Source organism: Mucilaginibacter sp. RCC_168 (assembly GCF_041355315.1).
Classification (GTDB): domain Bacteria; phylum Bacteroidota; class Bacteroidia; order Sphingobacteriales; family Sphingobacteriaceae; genus Mucilaginibacter.
This window is the reverse complement of the sequence record NZ_JBFUPN010000012.1, coordinates 38,312-57,532: the sequence shown is the minus strand read 5'-3', so window position 1 is coordinate 57,532 and position 19,221 is coordinate 38,312. Positions and strand designations below refer to the sequence as shown.

Sequence of the window (19,221 nt, the reverse complement as noted above, 5' to 3'; positions counted from 1 at the left end):
CTATTTGCCCTTATAATATCATTCTTAAAAGTTCAATATTTAACACTGATTTTCAGCCTGATAAAATTTTCAGGGCATTGTTTTTTAATTAAAATGCCATAAAATTTCAAATCTGCCGTTTATTTGCAGGATATGTGCAAGTTGAAAAGCTTAACCAAACGTGAGGTTTTGCATGCACGGTAACAAAATTCATTAACTTAAAATCACTACATGAAAAAATTAGCTTACATTTTATTTCTCTCGGTTTCGTTCTTATTAATAGGTAAACGTTCGCAGGCACAGGATTACAAAACAGCAGTTGGACTAAAATTTGGCGCTTATGAAGTAGGCCCCTCCATAAAATACTTTATGGATAACAGCACCGCTCTGGAAGGTATCATAGGTATCCGCGATCATGGTGTGGTAATAACCGGGTTATATGAAATACATCAGCAGGCCTTTGGTGTTGATAAGCTGAATTTTTATTATGGCTTTGGTGGTCACCTCGGGTCGGTAGGCAGCGGTTATTACAAACGTATAGGCGGCGATGATGAATACTATAGCGGTAAACACATCCTGATTGGTGCTGATGCAACGCTGGGGCTCGAATATAAGATACCAACTGCACCTATAGCTATCAGCCTTGACCTTAACCCACGTCTTGAACTGGCACGAGGCCCATTCTTTGACATAGCACCGGGTTTGGGATTAAAATATACTTTCTAAAGTTCGGGGAGCGAGTTGCGGGATACCAGCGATCTGACACTCGCACTTCGCAACTCGCTCTTTCAAAATCGTGCTTACCTGCTGATCACTATTTTACGGGCATAAATCTTTTGCCCCAGCAGTATTTTTACTACATAAATACCCGGTATTTGTGTGGAAACATCAATTACCTTACTAAAATTCCCCTGCGGTACAGACTGCGCATCCAGGTATACCATTTGCCCCGCCGGGTTTATCAATGATAATTTAAGATCAGCAGTGGCTTTTGTGGCGAAGATCACATTAAGCTGGCTGCTTGCCGGAACCGGAAATACCGTTAAACCAATCTCTGTAGCGTCATCCGGTTTTTCAACGGTGCGTGCATAGGTGTAAATATCAGACATCGCTACGCATCCACCTGATAAAGTATCTGCTACCTGGTAATCACCGCTTTGCAACGGATCATACGTTTTTCCTATAGCACCGGATATTGCTTTACCATTTAAAAACCATTGGTTACCGGTAGCAAAATTTGAACCTAAAGTATTATTCGTTTGAGTAATAACCGGTTTAGAAAAAATAACGGGCTGCCGTGCTGATGATGCACAGCCTAAGCTTTGTACCTTAATATCGTAAAAATAATAATAGAAATTTTTATAATAGGTAGTATCCGGCGGGCCATCGGGCGTGGCATTATTACCGGTAATGCTGAATATACTACCTATGCTGAATGGATACCCTTTTACACCTCCGTTGCTCCGATAAATGGTAGCCGTAGCATCAAACGCCGCTGATATGGTATAGTTGCCTGCCGCGGGCAATTCCAGGTTCAGATCATATACCTTTCCCTGGTCATTAGGATCATCAGGCTGTGCACCGGGTTGCGGATTGGTTCTGGTAGCCTGGGCATCAATAGTTGTGGTTGATATTGTTTGCCCGTTACTGTTATTTACATTAAATGTTATTTTCCCCGAATTACCAATATATAAACGGGCGCTTTGAATAACCATAGGAACTTTGGTGCTTACTGTTATTGCCGGCGAAAACTGGTTATACCCCCCTGCTGTAAATACATTTTTAGTAGCAGGCCCTACAGACCCTTTAAAATCATTTATTCCTGCATAATAAGTATTATTTACCGGGGGCTGTGTGGTAATAGCTGCTGAACCATACGCTATCGGAATTACATCATTTATATTCTGATACCAAAGTAATATACCATCACCTGAACCTGTTAACAAATATTGCTTGCTATCTGTACAGTAATAAGCGCTTAAACCACCAATTACAGCCGGCGTATTGATTGCCACAGTAGCTGTTACTGTATTATTGGACACAACCGGATCGCTGGCCAGGTTGCTGGTAGCTGTTATAGTATAAGTAGCACCGGCTACAGCATTAAACTGCTGACTAAAGGTAAAGTTATCCTCAACCAGGGGCTGCAGCGTTGCCGTATAATTTTCGGTATAGGTGGTTTTGGTATTATCGGGCGCTGTAATTGTAACGGTAACCGGGATATTACTAATAGGAGCGCTACCAAAGTTTTTAAGCCTGATGGTAATAGGCGCGCTTGCAGAGCAGGATCCGCTTGAACCAGGGTTTACGATAGCCACTACACCGGCATCAATACTGGTTTGTAAAAACTGTACCCGGTAATCCTGTGTTTCGCCTTTGGCGTAGCTGCCACAGGCTGTTATAGTTGTGGGATCGCTTGTTTCGGTTAACACTACACGCATCAGGCTATAATTACCTGGTATTACAGATCCCGGCACAGTAATATTGGCAGAAAGCGTTCCTGTAGCACTAATTACAGTAGTGGTGGCAGCCAACTCATCGTTATCAAAAATACCATTGCCATTCCAATCAACAAATACTTTAGCAGCTTTGTTAAAATTACCGCCGCATGTACCCAGAGTAATACTTAAGGGGTAGGTTTTAGCCTGCTCCAACTGAACGGTTAAATTGGTGTAATCCGAATAGCTTTTGCAACCGGCAGCGGGAGTATTATTGATGTTTGATAGCTTTAAATTATCAATGCGGGAGTCGGCATTAGACAGTGGAGCCGAGGCGCAATAGGCAGTTCCGCCGGCACCGGTAACAATAAGCGAATATGCCTGCGGTCCTTGCTTAAGGGTACCTTTGTGCGATACGGTGATGGTATAGCTTTTACCAGGTGTGGTGTTAGGTATATAAACCTGTTCAATATTATCCCGGATATTATCACCTGTGGTGGCGGGCGCGGAAGGTGCATCCGGATTTAAAATCCAGGCATTGTAGGTGGTTGTGCCGTCACTGATCTTGATATCAAGGTCATTGATCAGTTTTGGCGTACGGTTGTTAATCTCGCCATCAGCATTGGGTGTACCCTCAGGGTCGGTCCATGAAATAGTAGCGGCCAGCACATCATTACCGGAGGCCACGATATTAAATGTTTGTTTTTGGCCCTGCTGAAGCGAGTTTTCGCTAATGAGGCTTTTTGTACCATTATCGGTTATGGCCTGTGTTGCTTTCTTCATATCCAGCAGCCCCCAGCCGTAAATATAATCGGGTCCCACATTGCCGGCGTCAAAAGCGGTTTGACATACTAACCCTTTTAACGTAGCCGCCCGCATAAAGGCGCCGTTATTCTTTTGAGCATAATACTCTTGTAGCAAATATAATGAACCGGTAATATTTGGCGCAGCCATTGACGTACCCGAAAGGGTAAGATAGGCTGTAGGATTAGTTACCCCTACCGATAATACATTTACCCCGTTGCCCACAATATCGGGCTTGATACGACCATCATCCGTAGGCCCCCAGCTACTAAAAAAGGCACTGCTGATACCCTGCCGGGTACTTGGCCCATACGGTAGCGGATTTATAGCGCCAACCGTGAGTATATTTTTGGCGTTGCCCGTGGTACTGATAATATCATAACCATTATTATCGCTAATACCGGCCGGTCTCGGGCCTTTATCAACCAGCGTTTGATCGGTTTTGCTTTTGTAGCCATAATAGTCGGCCCCTACAGCCGGGCCATTGCTTGAGCGGCTGTTACCAGCCGATTCCACAATGAGGTAGTAGGGCGCGTTATAGGCTATTTTATCCCATGACTGTGCACGGGTATCATAAAAACCAAAAGTATAATCAACCGAGTCGCCAGGCAGGCCATACCACTCCCAACGGTTATCGCTATCGTTAAAGTTCCAACCCGCTTCATCTCCATAGGAGTGGTTTGATAATAACAGGCCCGATGCCGCAGCACTCATTTCGGCTACGTCATTATTATAATCATATGATTGCAGGGTGGCAGCGTTAAAGGCCATTCCCTTGGCCGGCGCGTATACTCCACGGGCAATCATAGTACCGGCCACATGGGTAGTATGATCAAGCACCGAAGCACCGTCTTTAATCGTTATGCTTTTACCGGCGAACTCCTGATGGGCCGTGTACACCGAGCCGCCGTCCCAGATGGCCAGCTTATTATTCAAAAATGTACTGGAGCCTGATAAATTAAGACCAAGCGAACCACCAGGCTGTACGGCATTGGTACCGGTTGTAGCTGCCGATGTAGTATTATTATGGGTAATGAGATAAACAGGAAAACCTAAAGCGTTAACGCCCTGTAGCGATACCAGGTTACCGTTTCTGGTATGGCGCTGAATCCGCCAGCCCCGGTTTGCAGCTAATGACAAAGCCCGTGTACGACTGGCCTCGTAATTACTGCGTATCTGGGCAGAAAAGCGTGTTAGTTCCGCACGTTTGGCATCGGTTACCAGCGCTTGTTGGGCAAAAGTGCCGGCTGTTGCACACAGCAATAAAAAAAATATACAAATTGCTGCGTAAGATTTATTCATAGATCTGAGATATAGGCATTTTTACAGCCCTAAATCTATAAATATTCCCTTAGTTATTAAAGCCCAACACGATGAAAGCGTATTAAATACCGATATATAATACAACCTATTTTGAAAAACCTGACTTAGAAGAACTCATATCGATTTTAAATTCTCAACATCGAAATCATTATTCAATATTCGGCGCCCGATATTAATACTTCATCAATCCTGAGTTAATGGCATGGAATACTTTGCGCTGAGTGGGTTTACCTATAAATTCACTACTTGGCGATAAATAACTCATATTCAATTGATTGTTAACCAATTACGCGTTAACCATAAAAAGTGTAAACCATGTAAATCCACTTTTACTATGACAGATATTTACCCACAATAGGCATCCTGCGGCCCATACCAAATGCCTTTGGTGATACCCTAAGAATAGGTGGTGTTTGATAACGTTTGTGTTCGGCCAGGTTGGTCAGCCTGATCACCCGGCGGACAATTGCTTCGTCGTAACCCATTTTAATAATATCGGTTGATGAACGGCGGTTCTCGATGTACTCGGCCAGGATCTTATCCAGAATATCGTACTCAGGTAAGGAGTCGGTATCCTTTTGATCTGGTCTGAGCTCTGCCGATGGCGGTTTAATGATAGAATTTATCGGGATGATCTCCCTATCACGATTGATGTAACGGGCCAGTTCAAAAACCTGCGTTTTATAAACATCGCCTATTACAGATATCCCCCCGCACATATCTCCATATAAAGTACCATAACCCACGGCTGCTTCGCTTTTATTGCTGGTGTTTAATAAGATGTAGCCAAATTTATTACACATGGCCATCAGCAATATGGCCCGGCTGCGCGATTGTATGTTTTCCTCGGCTATGTTGAAGGGCAGGTTATTGAATTGTGGATGCAGCGCTGTTTCAATGGCTTCGGTAATATTTTTGATCGGAACCAATTCGCTTTTGCAACCCAGATTATTCACCAGGTCTTCAGCATCCTTTAACGAGTGATCCGTAGAGAAACGTGATGGCAGCAATACAGCCATTACATTTTGAGCTCCCAAAGCCTCGGCTGCCAAAGCGCACACCACTGCGGAGTCAATACCACCAGAAAGGCCCAATATAGCCTGCTTAAAGCCCGATTTATGAAAATAATCGCGGATGCCCAATATAATTGCCTGGTGTATCTGTTCAATATCAGAAGCGCGTTCAGCTTTCAGGGTTGTGGGATGATCAAAACTGATAGAGGCATCATCATTTAAGGTATAGTACGCGAGGTTCTCTTCAAAATAGGGTAACTCATCAATCAGTTTACCGGTATTGTCAAAAATCAATGATCCTCCATCAAATATCAATTCTGTTTGTGCGCCTATCTGGTTTACATACAGCAATGGTAAATGGTAACGACTGGCATTATCGCTCAAAATAGCTATACGTTCCTCGTCGTGGTTATAAGCAAATGGCGAGGCGGCTATGTTGATCATTACATCGGGCTGTTGATGGATGAGGCTATCCATTGGCCGTGTAATATATAATGGATTTTCGATGGTATTCCAAAGATCCTCGCAAATGGTAAGCGCAATCTTTTTGCCTTTAAATTCAATACAGTTAAACTCGGTTGAAGGTTCAAAATAGCGGTACTCGTCAAATACATCATAATTGGGCAGCAGCGCTTTGTTTACCACAGCTTTTACCTGGCCGCTTTCAATGAAGTAGGCTGAGTTATTCAGGTCCTTCCCCTCGTCTTTATGATTATAGGTAGGCAAACCAATGATGCAGGCTATATCGGTACAAACAGCAGCTATCTTTTTGGCTGAATCCTCGCACAGGTCAATAAATTCATCAAACTCCAAAAAATCACGTGAGGGGTAGCCCGAAACGCATAACTCGGCAAACACCACCAGGTCGGCACCGTTTTGTTTTGCCTTTTGTATATGATCGATAATTTTGGTGGTATTTGATTCGAAATTACCTATATGATAGTTAAGCTGGGCTAATGCGATTTTCATCAATTATGTTTGTTTTTTTAAGGCGATGAAGCTATCGTGAGTTGTGTTTATTTTTTGTTGGTAACTCACGATGGATTCATAGACAGTATAGTAACGTATTAATGCAAATAAAAATTATTTTTGCTCAAAGGATAAAGATGATAAACCCCCGGCTCAAAGCAAAGCAAATTTACTTAATTTTTTCCATCGCCCTGATATTCGCGTCATGCGGGCGCAACAAAAAGGTTGATCTCAGTCATATAAATATTGAAGTTAAGGTTGAACGCTTTGACCACGACTTTGATGCCATGCGTACCAAACCTATGGGAGCTCAAGCTGTATACCTGCAGCAAAAATATGGCTCGTTTTACCAGGACTTTATCAGTAGGATACTACAAGCGGGCACTACCAATGATACCGCTTATTTTAAGACCCTTCACGAAGTTTTTAAGGGTAAAGCATACATAGATCTGAAACATGACGTGGATGCCGCCTATCCTAATATGGATGCGCAGAATGCCAGCCTTACCCAGGCTTTTAAATACATTAAATACTACTATCCGCAAAAAAGGCTGCCCCAAGTTTACGCCTATTTTTCGGGTTTTCAGGCGCAAACTTCTATTGGCGATGGTTATTTTGCTATCGGACTCGACCTATTTCTGGGCGCCGATTCCCGGTTCTATCCTGCCCTTACCAACGCGTTTCCGCACTACTTGTCCCGGCATTTCACTCCCGAAAACATTACCCCGCGTGTAGTGGAAGGTATTGCCAGAGAGGATATGTTCCCGGAAGACGATAACAATAAATCGATGCTCGAAAAAATGGTATACAACGGTAAGATCATGTATTTTATGGATCAGATATTACCTGAGGTTGGCGACACCACCAAAATTGGCTACACCACAGCCCAGCTTAAATGGTGCGAGGACTTTAAAGCAAAAATATGGGCTTATTTTTTAGAAGAAAACCTCCTTTACGAAGCAGACTACCCTAAAATTCAAAAATATTTTACCGAAGCCCCCTTCACCCCTGGTTTGGGCGAAAAAAATGAGTCGGCGCCCAAACTGGCGGTCTGGACAGGCTGGCAAATTGTCCGGGAATATATGGATAAACACACTGAAGTTACGCTGCCACAACTAATGGCCGAAAAAGATGCGCAGAAGATATTGAATCAATCGAAGTATAGGCCTAAGTAGATGTGCAAATTAACTTCGTTGAGGGCTTTGCCGTTTTAGATGTGCAGATATGCAAATGATTGATACGTTTATAACAAGGCAATAAAAAAACAGCCTCCCTGAAATTCAGAGAGGCTGTTTTTTTTATTTGAAATTCATGTGCACATTTAAAATTTGCACATCTGCATATCTAATTTATTTGATGATCCTGAAAACAGTTCTTAAACCGATTGCCACACCTACAATAAGTAACAAGTTGGCTATCCATGAGAAATAGGTTGAATTTTCATCACCAGCAAAACGAATGAAAACACCTATAATGCCAATAACGATAGCTAAAACCAATACTTTATAATGTTGTTCTGAATTAGCGTTTTGTGTAGAATCCATGGTACTTTGTTTAATGTTGGGCAAAAATAGAAATGTTTACCGAATTTTCCACCAATTTTTTAGGATTTTATCGTGTCGGGTAATATTGAATATTTTCTTCTATAAAAACGGATCAATAGCAAGATACTTATACCTGCCAGGATAAATACCCAAAGGTTAGCGATGGCTAAAATCGCTTCCATAAAAAGGTGCCAGCCATTGGCAAATGCCCCTGCTAATCTATCGAAGAAGGGTAAATTATAAGCCGAGGGATCATCGTTAGCGATGTGTTCTTGAAAAATGGTATTGCTTTGGTAAAAACTCAATGTAATAATGCTGTATTTTACCGCATTATCAATTTTAAGATTATCTATCTGCCCATCTACCATATCATCTTTCAGCAATAAAACATTCACCGGATTCTTGATCGTAACTTTTCCTTTTTTCTGTTGGTCTATTAACTCCTTCCGGCTGTTCAGCTTCAGTTTGGCCGACAGAAAATCGAGTGATTTATCTTCAATATCCATTTTACGCATGGTAACATACATGCCTATGTGCGCAACTTCGGTCATAAACTCTTCCAGGTGTTCCGAAGGTATTTTAACGGTTATATCAGCAGAAGTATTAAATGACGATACCCGGTTAATAGAATCGTCGGTGATCCTGAAATTCTTGCTATCCCCAACTGTTGATTCCATTTGAAGATGTATGATCATCCCTTTATTTTTTGTTGTTAGCGCCGTTATTTTTTCGGCTGTTTGCTGCACATTCTTTACTTTAAAACGCATATCTGCGGTTTTCACCAATTTAGGAGAAACCGTTGAATCCGTTATGGCTGAGGCAACTGTATCAGCAGAACTACTGTTATTAATAGCCTCATAGCGAGACCCTAACCCCTTACAAGCGCCCAGCAGCAAGACGACCGCCAATGGCAGTAGTAAAATTTTTGTTTTCATGTTGTTGTTAATTTTTTTGGTTACTATTGATACTAAAAAAGGGAATTAGGTAACCCTTAACCGTCTGAATCAGAATTTACAGAATTTAAGAATTAGCTGAATGATATAGCTGCTCCGTTATTTTGTCAATTCTTAAATTCTGTTAATTCTGATTTAGACAAACAAGAAGAGCCCGACATAAGCCGGGCTCTTTAAATATGATTACAGGGAATAATTAAACCCCTAATAATAACCTTGCAGGGTCTTCCAGTAATTGTTTTACACGTACCAGGAAGCTTACCGATTCACGGCCATCAATGATACGGTGATCATAAGATAAGGCCAGGTACATCATCGGGCGAATAACCACTTGTCCGTTTACGGCAACCGGGCGCTCAATAATGTTGTGCATACCCAATATAGCCGATTGTGGCGAGTTTAATATCGGGGTTGACATCATAGAACCAAATACACCACCATTAGTGATGGTGAACGTACCGCCGGTCATTTCAGGGATGGTTAGTTTATTTTCACGGGCTTTACCGGCTAATGCCACAATTTCCTTTTCAATTTCGGCGAGGCTCAAAGTATCAGCATTACGGATCACCGGAACTACCAGGCCTTTAGGAGCCGATACTGCAATAGAGATATCAGCAAAATTACTGTATACCACTTCTTCGCCTTCGATACGGGCGCCAACAGCAGGCCAGTCTTTCAGCGCTTCGGTAACCGCTTTGGTAAAGAACGACATGAAGCCTAAACCAACACCATGTTTCTCCTTAAATTTATCTTTGTATTTACCGCGCAATTCCATGATGGGCTGCATGTCTACCTCGTTAAAGGTAGTAAGCATAGCCGTTTCATTTTTAACAGCAACCAAACGTTTGGCAACTGTTTTACGCAGGGAGGTCATTTTCTCACGTTTCTCGCTTCTTTCGCCAGCTACTACAGGGGCAGCGGCAGGAGTTGAAGTAGCTGCTGCAGGAGCCGCAGGCTTAGCCGGAGCAGCTTGTGCATTCAGGGCATCACCCTTAGTGATACGACCGTCGACACCGGTACCATTTACACCTTTAGGGTCGACACCTTTTTCGGCCAGTATTTTGGCAGCTGCGGGCGATGGAGTACCGGAAGCGTAAGTTACCGCGCCATCAGCAGTAGTTGGTGCACCACCGCGTGGCGATTCATCTGTAGCACTTACCACAGCAGGTGTTACAGGTATAGCCTGCACAGCTGTACCAGAACCTTCAATGGTGCAAACAACCGCGCCAATAGGCAATACATCACCTTCCTTGGCTATAGTTTTTAACACGCCTGCTTTTTCGGCGGTTAATTCAAATGTTGCTTTATCTGATTCCAGTTCGGCAAGGGCTTCATCCATCTCTACTGTATCGCCATTTTTTTTAATCCAGCGCGATAAAGTAACTTCTGTTATAGATTCGCCTACTGCAGGCACTTTAATTTCTATAGAACCACCACTTGTTGCAGGTGCGGCAGCAACCGGGGCCGGAGCAGGTGCATTGGCTACAACTTCGGGCTGTGGTTGTGCGGCAGGAGCGCTTTCCTTTGCAGGAGCAGCAGCGCCGGCGCCTTCTTCAATATTGGCAACAACAGCGCCAATAGCTAATGTATCGCCTTCTTTGGCAACTGTTTTTAAGGTACCTGCTTTTTCGGCAGTCAATTCAAAAGTGGCTTTGTCCGATTCTAATTCGGCAATAACCTCATCCATTTCCACGTGATCGCCATCTTTTTTCTTCCAGCTTGATAGGGTTACTTCTGTTATTGATTCGCCTACCGGCGGAACTTTGATCGCTAAACTCATATTTTAGTTTTGTAGATTTAATATTTTATTTGGTACGAGTTTCCTGTTGCGAGGTTCGTGTAAATAGTTGTTAGCTTAACACCCGAAACCCGAAACCCGTCATTGGCAACAGAACTCAATCAGCTCCGGCATCAGCCATTTTTTTTGTTGTCTTTTTTATTGCTTCTTTTACCACTTTACCGGCAGGTGCTTCAAATGCTTTGGAAACAATATATGCTTGTTGAGCGGCATGTTGTTTGGCAAAACCGGTAGCTGTACTGCTGCCCTCAATGCGTGAAATTACATTAAGGTTGATGACCTTATCATTATGGAACTTACGGCATATATACGGCCATGCACCCATATTTTCGGGTTCTTCCTGTACCCAGATAAACTCGGTGGCTTTATCGTATTTGGCCTTAATTTTTAATATCTGAACAACCGGTGTCGGGTATAATTGTTCTACACGCACAATGGCTACATCCTTGCGTTTATCTGTCAGTTGTTTCTCCTGCAAATCGTAATATACCTTACCGGTACAAAGCAATACACGTTTTACTTTTTTAACATCAGCATAGGTATCGTCTATCAGTTCATGGAACTTACCGTTGGTAAACTCATCAATCGGCGATACGCATTTAGGACTACGCAGCAAGCTTTTTGGTGTAAAGATGATTAATGGCTTGCGGAAATCGCGGTGCATTTGCCTGCGCAGGATATGGAAGAAATTGGCTGGTGTAGTACAATTAGCTACCTGGATATTATCATCGGCACAAAGCTCCATAAAGCGTTCTACACGTGCAGATGAGTGCTCAGGACCTTGTCCTTCATAACCATGCGGCAACAACATTACCAAACCATTACCGCGCTGCCATTTAGTTTCGGCGCTGGCAATGTATTGATCAACAATTATCTGCGCGCCGTTAAAGAAGTCACCAAACTGGGCTTCCCATATGGTTAAGGCGTTGGGGTTTGCCAGGGCATAGCCATATTCAAAACCCAATACACCATATTCAGACAGTAAAGAGTTATAGATGCTTAGTTTAGCCTCGGTATCAATAGTAGCCAGCGGGGTGTACTCATCTTCAGAATCAATCAGGGTTAATACCGCATGACGATGAGAGAACGTACCACGTTTAACATCCTCACCACTTAACCTCACCGGGAAACCATCTTTTAATAATGTACCGTAAGCCAGCAACTCGGCCATGGCCCAGTCAAATACCTGGGTATTGTTCACCATAGCCCGGCGATCTTCAAATAATTTTTCGATCTTCTTGAAAAAGCCTTTGTCTGCCGGCAATGAGGTTATTTTATTACCGATCTCTATGATTTCTTCTTTAGGGACTGATGTATCAATAGCCGATACCAGTTCTTTATGGCTGGCTAAGTGTAATCCGCTCCAGGCGCCTTCAAACATGGCGATGGTTTCGGTAAATCTTTCTTCGGCTTTTGATTCATCCAGTTTTTGCTGTAATTCGTCACGGAAAGTTTTTTCCATTGATTTAAGCAGACTGGCATCAATGCTTCCCTCGGCCACTAATTTCTCATTATAAATGATCAGCGGATTTGGATGGGCTTCAATAGCTTTGTATAATAATGGCTGCGTGAATTTTGGTTCATCAGATTCATTATGACCATAACGACGGTAGCACAGGATATCAATAAATACATCCTCATTAAATACCTGGCGGTATTCCATGGCCAGGTTAACTACGTATGCCAATGCTTCTACATCATCGCCATTCACATGGAAAACGGGCGAAAGCACGGTTTTGGCCACATCAGTACAATAGGTACTGGAACGGGCGTCTTTATAATTCGTGGTAAAACCTATCTGGTTGTTAATCACCAGGTGAATGGTACCACCTGTGCGGTAACCATCCAGTTTTTCCATTTGTAAAACTTCGTAAACAATTCCCTGACCTGCAACAGAGGCATCACCATGGATCAGTATCGGAGCGATCTTGGAATGATCGCCGTTGTATTTAAAATCGATCTTTGAACGGGTAATACCTTCCACAACAGGGTCCACCGCTTCCAGGTGCGATGGGTTTGGACAAAGACTCAGGTGAACTTTTTTACCGCTGGCTGTAGTTACATCTGTTGAAAAACCAAGATGGTATTTAACATCACCACCAAAAGGTGATTCAGAATCAAAGTTTTTACCTTCAAACTCAGAGAATACCTCTTTGTAGGTTTTCTCCATAATGTTGGTCAGTACGTTTAACCTGCCACGGTGGGCCATACCGATGATAAACTCCTCGATACCCAGGTCGGCACCTTTATTAATTACCGAATCCAGTGAAGGGATCAACGCTTCCGCCCCTTCCAGTGAAAAACGTTTCTGGCCCAAAAACTTGGTACCTAAAAAGTTTTCGAAGGTCACAGCCTCGTTGAGCTTATTCAGCATCAATTTCTTTTCGTTAACAGTAAAGGAAGGTGTATTGCGGTTGCTCTCCATCCTGTCTTCAAACCATTTCAGTTTTATAGGATTACGGATATATCTGTACTCCGCACCAATAGCACGGCAATAAGTATCTTCCAGCAATTGGCGAATATCGCGCAGAGTGGCGGCACCCAAACCAACTTCAACACCGGCATTAAATACGGTATCCAAATCGGTCTCATTCAGGCCAAAAGTCTCCAGCTCTTTACCAGGGAAATAATGACGACGCTCACGTACCGGGTTTGTTTTAGCAAACAGGTGACCGCGCGAACGGTATCCGTGAATCATATTAAGTACATTGATCTCTTTTAAAAAGTGATCGGGGGTTTTGTCACCTACACTTGGCGCAGTTGAGCCGGCAGGAGCTTGTGTATCCTTACCAAAATCAAAACCTTCAAAAAATTTCTGCCATCCATAATCCACCGATTCGGGATCCTGTTTGTAGCTGTCGTATAGGGTATTAATGTAGTCTGCGTTGCCGCTATTGATATAATTGAGACGATCCATGAGAAACTGATCTTTAAAACGGTACAAAAGTAAGCATATAGGCTTATATACTTCATAATTAATTGTAAAGAAATTTACATATGCCTAATATCTGTGTTATAACGCATAGAATTGAACAAAAGCATATTTGATGGGGTCATAATTTCAAAATAGCTTAAACACGATGCGTGGAATACCGTCCAGTAATCCCCTAAACAGGCACCAACAAAAAAAGGCCGTTTAAAAAACAGCCTTTTAAAATGTGGTAATAATCTATTGTTGCAAATAACCTATAATTCCTTCATATATCCAGCCATCGCGCCCATTACCAAGTTCATTAAAATCATTTGAGTACATATGCGATCCATTTTTAGAGGTTCTGTAACGATATAATGGCTTATATCCGGCTACCGGAGAAAGATCCAGGTAACCCGGTACCCCTTCTCTTTTTGCCTGAGATGGAATTTCATTTACATCGGTTGTAAAAAAATGATAGCCGTTGCTTAGCAAAAATCTGTTTAATGGAGCAACACCAGTCTTTGAGTTATCGTTGTATACATAGCCCAAGCTGCCCTCTACATTCCAATTTGGCTGATTAGCTACCTCATTTGGATCAGTCACCAACATGCGATCGCCACTTTTGGTATTAAAGCATCTGTACAATGTTGATTTTCCGTATTGAACCTGAACCTGATGATTTGGTAAATAATCATTATAAATATAGTTTTTAACAGCATTTGCCAGACTTGGATCAGGAATCAATTCATTAATTGGAATCAGACCACTCTGCGCAATGTTGATTAATTCGGCATTTTGGGCATTGGTACTGGCTTGCCACGCACTATAATCAATAGGTGGAGTATTTTGGGTAAATGAAATTGTAGCCGGAGTAATACCTAAAGTTGGATCGCCACCATTGGTAAGATAATGTACATACTGATTAAAATTGGAGCTACTTTGCGAATGATTAGAATTAACGCCTGCGTTAATAGAGAATATAGCTCCTAAACTGGCATCTAAACCTGCCGATGCCGCAGATTTCCTGTCGGTACTTTTGGTTTCTGATTGATAAGTAACTTGCAGCTTTGCGCCTAAAATAATGTCAGAAAGTACAAAAGCACCATATTGACTCACTATTTGTTGTGGCGTAAGCGTAGCAATGTCATTTAAAAAATTCTGTGTTAAATATTTTTGAAGTAATGCAGATGTAGCATTGAATTTCAACTCCCGTTGTTGTATCAGCAAATTATAACTTCCATAAATATATTTGGAGTTAAAGGAGTTTGAATTTGAATATGCCGATGTTACTGAACCTTTAAACAATGAAAAGCCTACTGTAGCATTCAAATGTGCCGAAATATCTGAAGCATAAGCTTGTACATTTTCGCCGTATGAAAAAGATGAATTTCTGGTTGTGTTTAAATTAGTAACCAGTCTGGTTGGCTCAGTGCTGTAAAGTTTAGTGATATCAATCACCTGAAATGTAGTTGAGCTTGAGTTTGCGTATTCGCCGGTTACATCATAACCATAGCCCAACAAATCCCAAACACCATCTTTGGCCGATTGTGATTTTAATTTACCGGTTGCTGTATTGGTTTCTGTTTGTTTTGGGGTTTGCTGATCTTGTTTTTTGCATGACCATAACATTCCCAGTAAGGGAATCAAGAGAAAGATTTTTTTCATAAAAGCGATAAGAATTTAAATAATATAATACGGCAAGTATACCACTTAAATTCAATAATAATATTAATAAATATTATTAATTTATTAATATTATCAATAATCAATTATATTAATTATAGATGCCCATATGACAAAAATAAACAAAGAGGGTGTCTGTATCTTTTATCAAGAGACTTACTAAATTGAATTAAAATTTTGAAAGAGAAAGGAAGCTTAAACTTATGCACCCACCAGATCACCGGCTTCATTGATGGTAGAGTACTGCCAGGTGGTTACAAAATCGCTCTCTGCGTCTTTAGGTTGCATGGCGGCTATAGCATATTTGCTTTCTTTGGCATCATTGACCCCGGCAATAAAGGCCCAGTTACCCCAATTACTGGCCGGCGAATAATCGATCAGTTTTTCTTCAAAATAAATGGCGCCAAGGGTCCAGTCGGCTTTGAGGTCGTGCACCAGATAGGAGGCTACTATTTGCCGGCATTGGTTACAGATGTAGCCGGTGGCATTGAGCTCATGCATACAGGCATCAACAAACGGAACGCCGGTTTCGCCATGAGCCCATTTGTTAAATTCTAATTCATTAATGGTTATATCGGTCTCTTCACCCTCGTTTTTGGCTTTGATGAATTTTTGACCGTGTTTTTTAAACATGAACCTGAAATAGTCGCGCCAAAGCAGTTCCAGTTTCAGCATGCTGGCATTTTGAGCATAGCTATCGCCGCTGTGTTTAAATATCTCCCAGTAAACCTGTCTTGGCGATATACAACCTACCGACAACCATGGTGATAATTTAGATGAATTATTTGCACCTCCCCGGGAGCCTTTAGGCTTAATCGCCTGCTCGCTTTGCGAAAAATATTTATGCAGCTGTACCAAAGCAGCGGTTTCGCCGCCCTGAAAATAGTTAGTAGCGCGCGGATCATCTATGGGTTCATCCAACCCTAATTGTTGAAGGGTAGGCAATTCACCCGCATCAATTATTTCGGGGACAATAATATGCTCAGGTGTTGGTACACATGGGCGTACATTGCTATCACGTTCCACCTTTTTCTTAAATACAGCAAAGCTATCCGGGATATCCTTAATCGGGAATGGCAGATCTTCTTTATGATAGAGGGTATGGCCGATAAAATGTTTGAGATTAAGTCTCAACTTCCATAAAGCAGCTTCTACCTGTTCAGATATGCCGGTTTCTTCATAAGCTACCTCCCGGTGATGATACACCTCATTTACCTGGTATTCTTCGGCAAGCTGTGGTAATACTTCGGCTGGGTTGCCTGTTCTGATGATCAGTTCGGCGCCATAACTTTGTAAGTTTTTACGCAGATCGGCCACTGCTTCTAACAGAAACCGGGCCCTGAAACTACCTGTTTTTGAAGCTCCGGATGCCGTACGCTGAAAGTAATAAGGATCAAAACAATATACCGGCAGCACTTTATCAGCCTTACGAACAGCCTCTAACAAGATCTCGTTATCGTGTATCCGCAAGTCATTTCTAAACCAAACCAATATTGTCTTTTCACTCATCGTTAAACAGGGAGTTAACTGAATATATGCAGACCACAAATTTGCAATTTATTTGTGTCATAAACACACTTTGTTGCAATATTTGACACCGTTTCAACATTTTTTCTGTTTTGCCGACAGTTTTAAATGTCATTTTCCAAAAAATCCTGAATCTTTCGTCAGCGATAAATATAGGCTATAATACTACAATGCAACAGCTTCTTGTACTACACAGAAAACTTTTTAAAGTTTCATTTTAACATTTTTTTAACTAAAAATCGAGTAAAAACGGATCAAAATTCATTCAAAACCATCCATTTTAACACTTTTTAACAAATTTTTGGTGGATTTTGAAAAGTTTAAAAAGTATTAAAATTATTGACAGTGACTACGCACTAAAGATTTGTCTTGATCCTTCGTGCAAGCATAAAAATTTTTAAATTTATCATTTATAAATTTCTAACACAGCTAAAACCTAAACATTATGCTCAACTCCGTCATTATTACTATTCCAATAGAAAGTGAAGAATACGAAATTTTTGTTAGCCCGTTCCTGTTACAATCCAAAGAACCGCCTAATATCAAATCGGGCAAGATTGAAATTTTATACTTTTATGGTCAACTAAGAGATGATGATTATAAGACGATGCTTGAAAAGGAAACCCTGGCGGAGAAGTTCAAATCAGATGGTTACATTATAAATTATGGGCAGGATTTCGGGAAGTACTACCTGGGAAGCTTACATATAGACCTTGATACTAAACGTTACTGGCAATGGGAAGGACAATCCAATAAGCTGTCAGACCAGGATGTAAAGCTTTTAGCCGAATCCTTATTTAATCTTAAGGCAAAATCACGGCCGGTTACACTATTTACACCAACACGGCCATCTGACTTTAATTTCGGTTTAATATGAAAAGTAATAGCTTGTGGTCGGTGTTATCACCGCACCACAAACTAAATGATGCATGATTTTTTATACTTTTAACATCAAAAAAAACATGCCCCCTAACCCCAACAAGATATTTACAGAAACACAAAAATATGATGACCCAAGGGTAAGATATAGTGCAATTGCGCTATCTGTATTAGCTATTATCGCTTTCGTTTACTGTATTAACGCTCCTGTACATACGGTTCCCGATGCTGTAGGCATTGGATCCTTCGCGGGGTTGGCGTGATGTTTGGTGTGGATATAGTTATATTCTTGAGCAGTCTGTTTATAAAAATAGATGAGCAGGGCATCCTGCTGAAAGAAAAACCTTCCAAAACCGAAATACTGTGTCATTGGGAAAATATTGATCAGCTAATTTTTCGCTATTATAAATATGGTGTTTGGGGAGTGAGAAGCAGTAGAAAACAAGGAAAGGCTTTTAATGTAAAAGGAAAAGCCGGCATTCAAATTATCTTCAAGAACGGTCAAAAGCTACAACTCGGGATACAAAATATTGAGGAAGCCAAATTGACAATTGAACATTATTTTAAAGCTGAAAATTCCTGATCATAGCGAACATCGTTGGGCATGGTGATATCAACCAAACGCAGGCTAAACCTTTATCACATACCGCCAAAAAGGTGATTTTAACATACAAATCACCACCGCAACTGGTATCCAGACCGGATTTTATCATTAGCTTTAGGATATTTATTACAACAACCCAATACCAGATCATCATGAAAAAAATATCATTCCTGTTATTCATGTTAACATTTGCCTGCACTACAGTATTTGCGCAGTTAACTAAAGACCAGATCGTTGCCGAATGGACTCGCGCCAAGGCCTATACCAAAGCCTATCTGGATGCCATGCCTGCCGATGGTTACACGTTTAAGGCCACACCGGAAGTTCGCAGCTTTGCCGGCCAGATGCTGCATTTAGCCGATGACAACTACTTTTTTTTAAATAAGGTAAGCGATAAGCCAAGTCCGTTGGGCAAAGGTGTATCTTTAGAGAAGACCGTAGAGCAAAACAAAGAAGCTACCACCAAAGCGGTTTTAGACAGCTATGACTACGCTATCGGCGCGCTACAAGGCATGACGGATTCACAATTCAGCCAGGAAGTAGCCCTGGGTAAGCTAAAAACCACCCGCGGCCTGTTATTGGCCAAAGGATTTGAACATCAAACCCACCACCGCGGTCAAAGCACCATTTACCTGCGCCTGAAAGGTGTTACGCCTCCGCCCGAAATGTTATTTTAACTAAAACACGAAAGCGTCGGGAGGCAGTAAGCCTCCCGACGCTTTCGTGTTTTAGATATTTACCGGTTCAACCGAAAGACCTTTTTTGACTTTTTAATTTTGACTTATCACTTCCC

The 19,221-nt window shown here is 41.8% G+C and carries 14 protein-coding genes; 6 read left to right on the top strand and 8 right to left on the bottom strand.

The features are described 5' to 3' along the window. Positions 1-210 precede the first annotated feature (210 nt). Positions 211-705 carry a hypothetical protein gene (locus AB6735_RS12730; protein WP_370996247.1) on the top strand — a complete coding sequence of 165 codons (495 nt, stop codon included), beginning with the start codon at positions 211-213 and terminating at the stop codon, positions 703-705. 74 nt (positions 706-779) lie between these two features. On the opposite strand, the gene AB6735_RS12725 is transcribed toward AB6735_RS12730, so the two are convergent. Further along, positions 780-4,523 carry a S8 family serine peptidase gene (locus AB6735_RS12725; protein ID WP_370996246.1) on the bottom strand — a complete coding sequence of 1,248 codons (3,744 nt, stop codon included), beginning with the start codon at positions 4,521-4,523 and terminating at the stop codon, positions 780-782. Positions 4,524-4,876: 353 nt separating this feature from the next. Further along, positions 4,877-6,526: an NAD+ synthase gene (locus tag AB6735_RS12720; RefSeq protein ID WP_370996245.1), complete on the bottom strand. Its 1,650-nt coding sequence runs from the start codon at positions 6,524-6,526 to the stop codon at positions 4,877-4,879. A 137-nt stretch (positions 6,527-6,663) separates the two neighbouring features. Here AB6735_RS12720 and gldB point away from each other — a divergent pair, with 137 nt between their 5' ends. Further along, a complete protein-coding gene (gldB, locus tag AB6735_RS12715; protein WP_370996244.1) occupies positions 6,664-7,701 on the top strand; it encodes a gliding motility lipoprotein GldB in 1,038 nt (345 codons plus the stop codon). Positions 7,702-7,875: 174 nt separating this feature from the next. Here gldB and AB6735_RS12710 read toward each other — a convergent pair whose 3' ends face one another. The 6 genes from AB6735_RS12710 to AB6735_RS12685 all read right to left on the bottom strand — a co-directional run bounded on the left by AB6735_RS12710 (position 7,876) and on the right by AB6735_RS12685 (position 16,927). Beyond that, positions 7,876-8,070, bottom strand: coding sequence for a hypothetical protein (locus AB6735_RS12710; RefSeq protein ID WP_370996243.1), 195 nt, complete (start codon positions 8,068-8,070; stop codon positions 7,876-7,878). 59 nt (positions 8,071-8,129) lie between these two features. Then, entirely contained in the window at positions 8,130-9,005 is an 876-nt protein-coding gene (locus tag AB6735_RS12705) for a DUF4349 domain-containing protein (protein WP_370996242.1), read from the bottom strand. Between the two features lie 214 nt (positions 9,006-9,219). After that, positions 9,220-10,803, bottom strand: coding sequence for a 2-oxoglutarate dehydrogenase complex dihydrolipoyllysine-residue succinyltransferase (gene odhB, locus AB6735_RS12700; protein ID WP_370996241.1), 1,584 nt, complete (start codon positions 10,801-10,803; stop codon positions 9,220-9,222). A 115-nt stretch (positions 10,804-10,918) separates the two neighbouring features. Continuing rightward, positions 10,919-13,738, bottom strand: coding sequence for a 2-oxoglutarate dehydrogenase E1 component (locus AB6735_RS12695; protein WP_370996240.1), 2,820 nt, complete (start codon positions 13,736-13,738; stop codon positions 10,919-10,921). 252 nt (positions 13,739-13,990) lie between these two features. Continuing rightward, positions 13,991-15,400 carry an MAC/perforin domain-containing protein gene (locus tag AB6735_RS12690; RefSeq protein ID WP_370996239.1) on the bottom strand — a complete coding sequence of 470 codons (1,410 nt, stop codon included), beginning with the start codon at positions 15,398-15,400 and terminating at the stop codon, positions 13,991-13,993. Positions 15,401-15,619: 219 nt separating this feature from the next. Then, the gene (locus AB6735_RS12685; protein WP_370996238.1) at positions 15,620-16,927 is read right to left on the bottom strand and encodes a DASH family cryptochrome; all 1,308 of its coding nucleotides are present in this window, start codon (positions 16,925-16,927) and stop codon (positions 15,620-15,622) included. Positions 16,928-17,390: 463 nt separating this feature from the next. Here AB6735_RS12685 and AB6735_RS12680 point away from each other — a divergent pair, with 463 nt between their 5' ends. The 4 genes from AB6735_RS12680 to AB6735_RS12665 all read left to right on the top strand — a co-directional run bounded on the left by AB6735_RS12680 (position 17,391) and on the right by AB6735_RS12665 (position 19,105). Further along, positions 17,391-17,822, top strand: coding sequence for a hypothetical protein (locus AB6735_RS12680; protein ID WP_370996237.1), 432 nt, complete (start codon positions 17,391-17,393; stop codon positions 17,820-17,822). An 85-nt stretch (positions 17,823-17,907) separates the two neighbouring features. Further along, entirely contained in the window at positions 17,908-18,087 is a 180-nt protein-coding gene (locus AB6735_RS12675) for a hypothetical protein (protein WP_370996236.1), read from the top strand. Continuing rightward, positions 18,087-18,407, top strand: a complete 321-nt coding sequence (locus AB6735_RS12670) for a hypothetical protein (RefSeq protein ID WP_370996235.1) — start codon at positions 18,087-18,089, stop codon at positions 18,405-18,407. Before AB6735_RS12675 ends, AB6735_RS12670 begins: the two co-directional genes overlap by 1 nt. Positions 18,408-18,580: 173 nt before the next feature. Then, on the top strand, positions 18,581-19,105 hold the full coding sequence (locus AB6735_RS12665) for a DinB family protein (protein WP_370996234.1): 525 nt from the start codon (positions 18,581-18,583) through the stop codon (positions 19,103-19,105). The last annotated feature ends 116 nt before the right edge of the window (positions 19,106-19,221 follow it).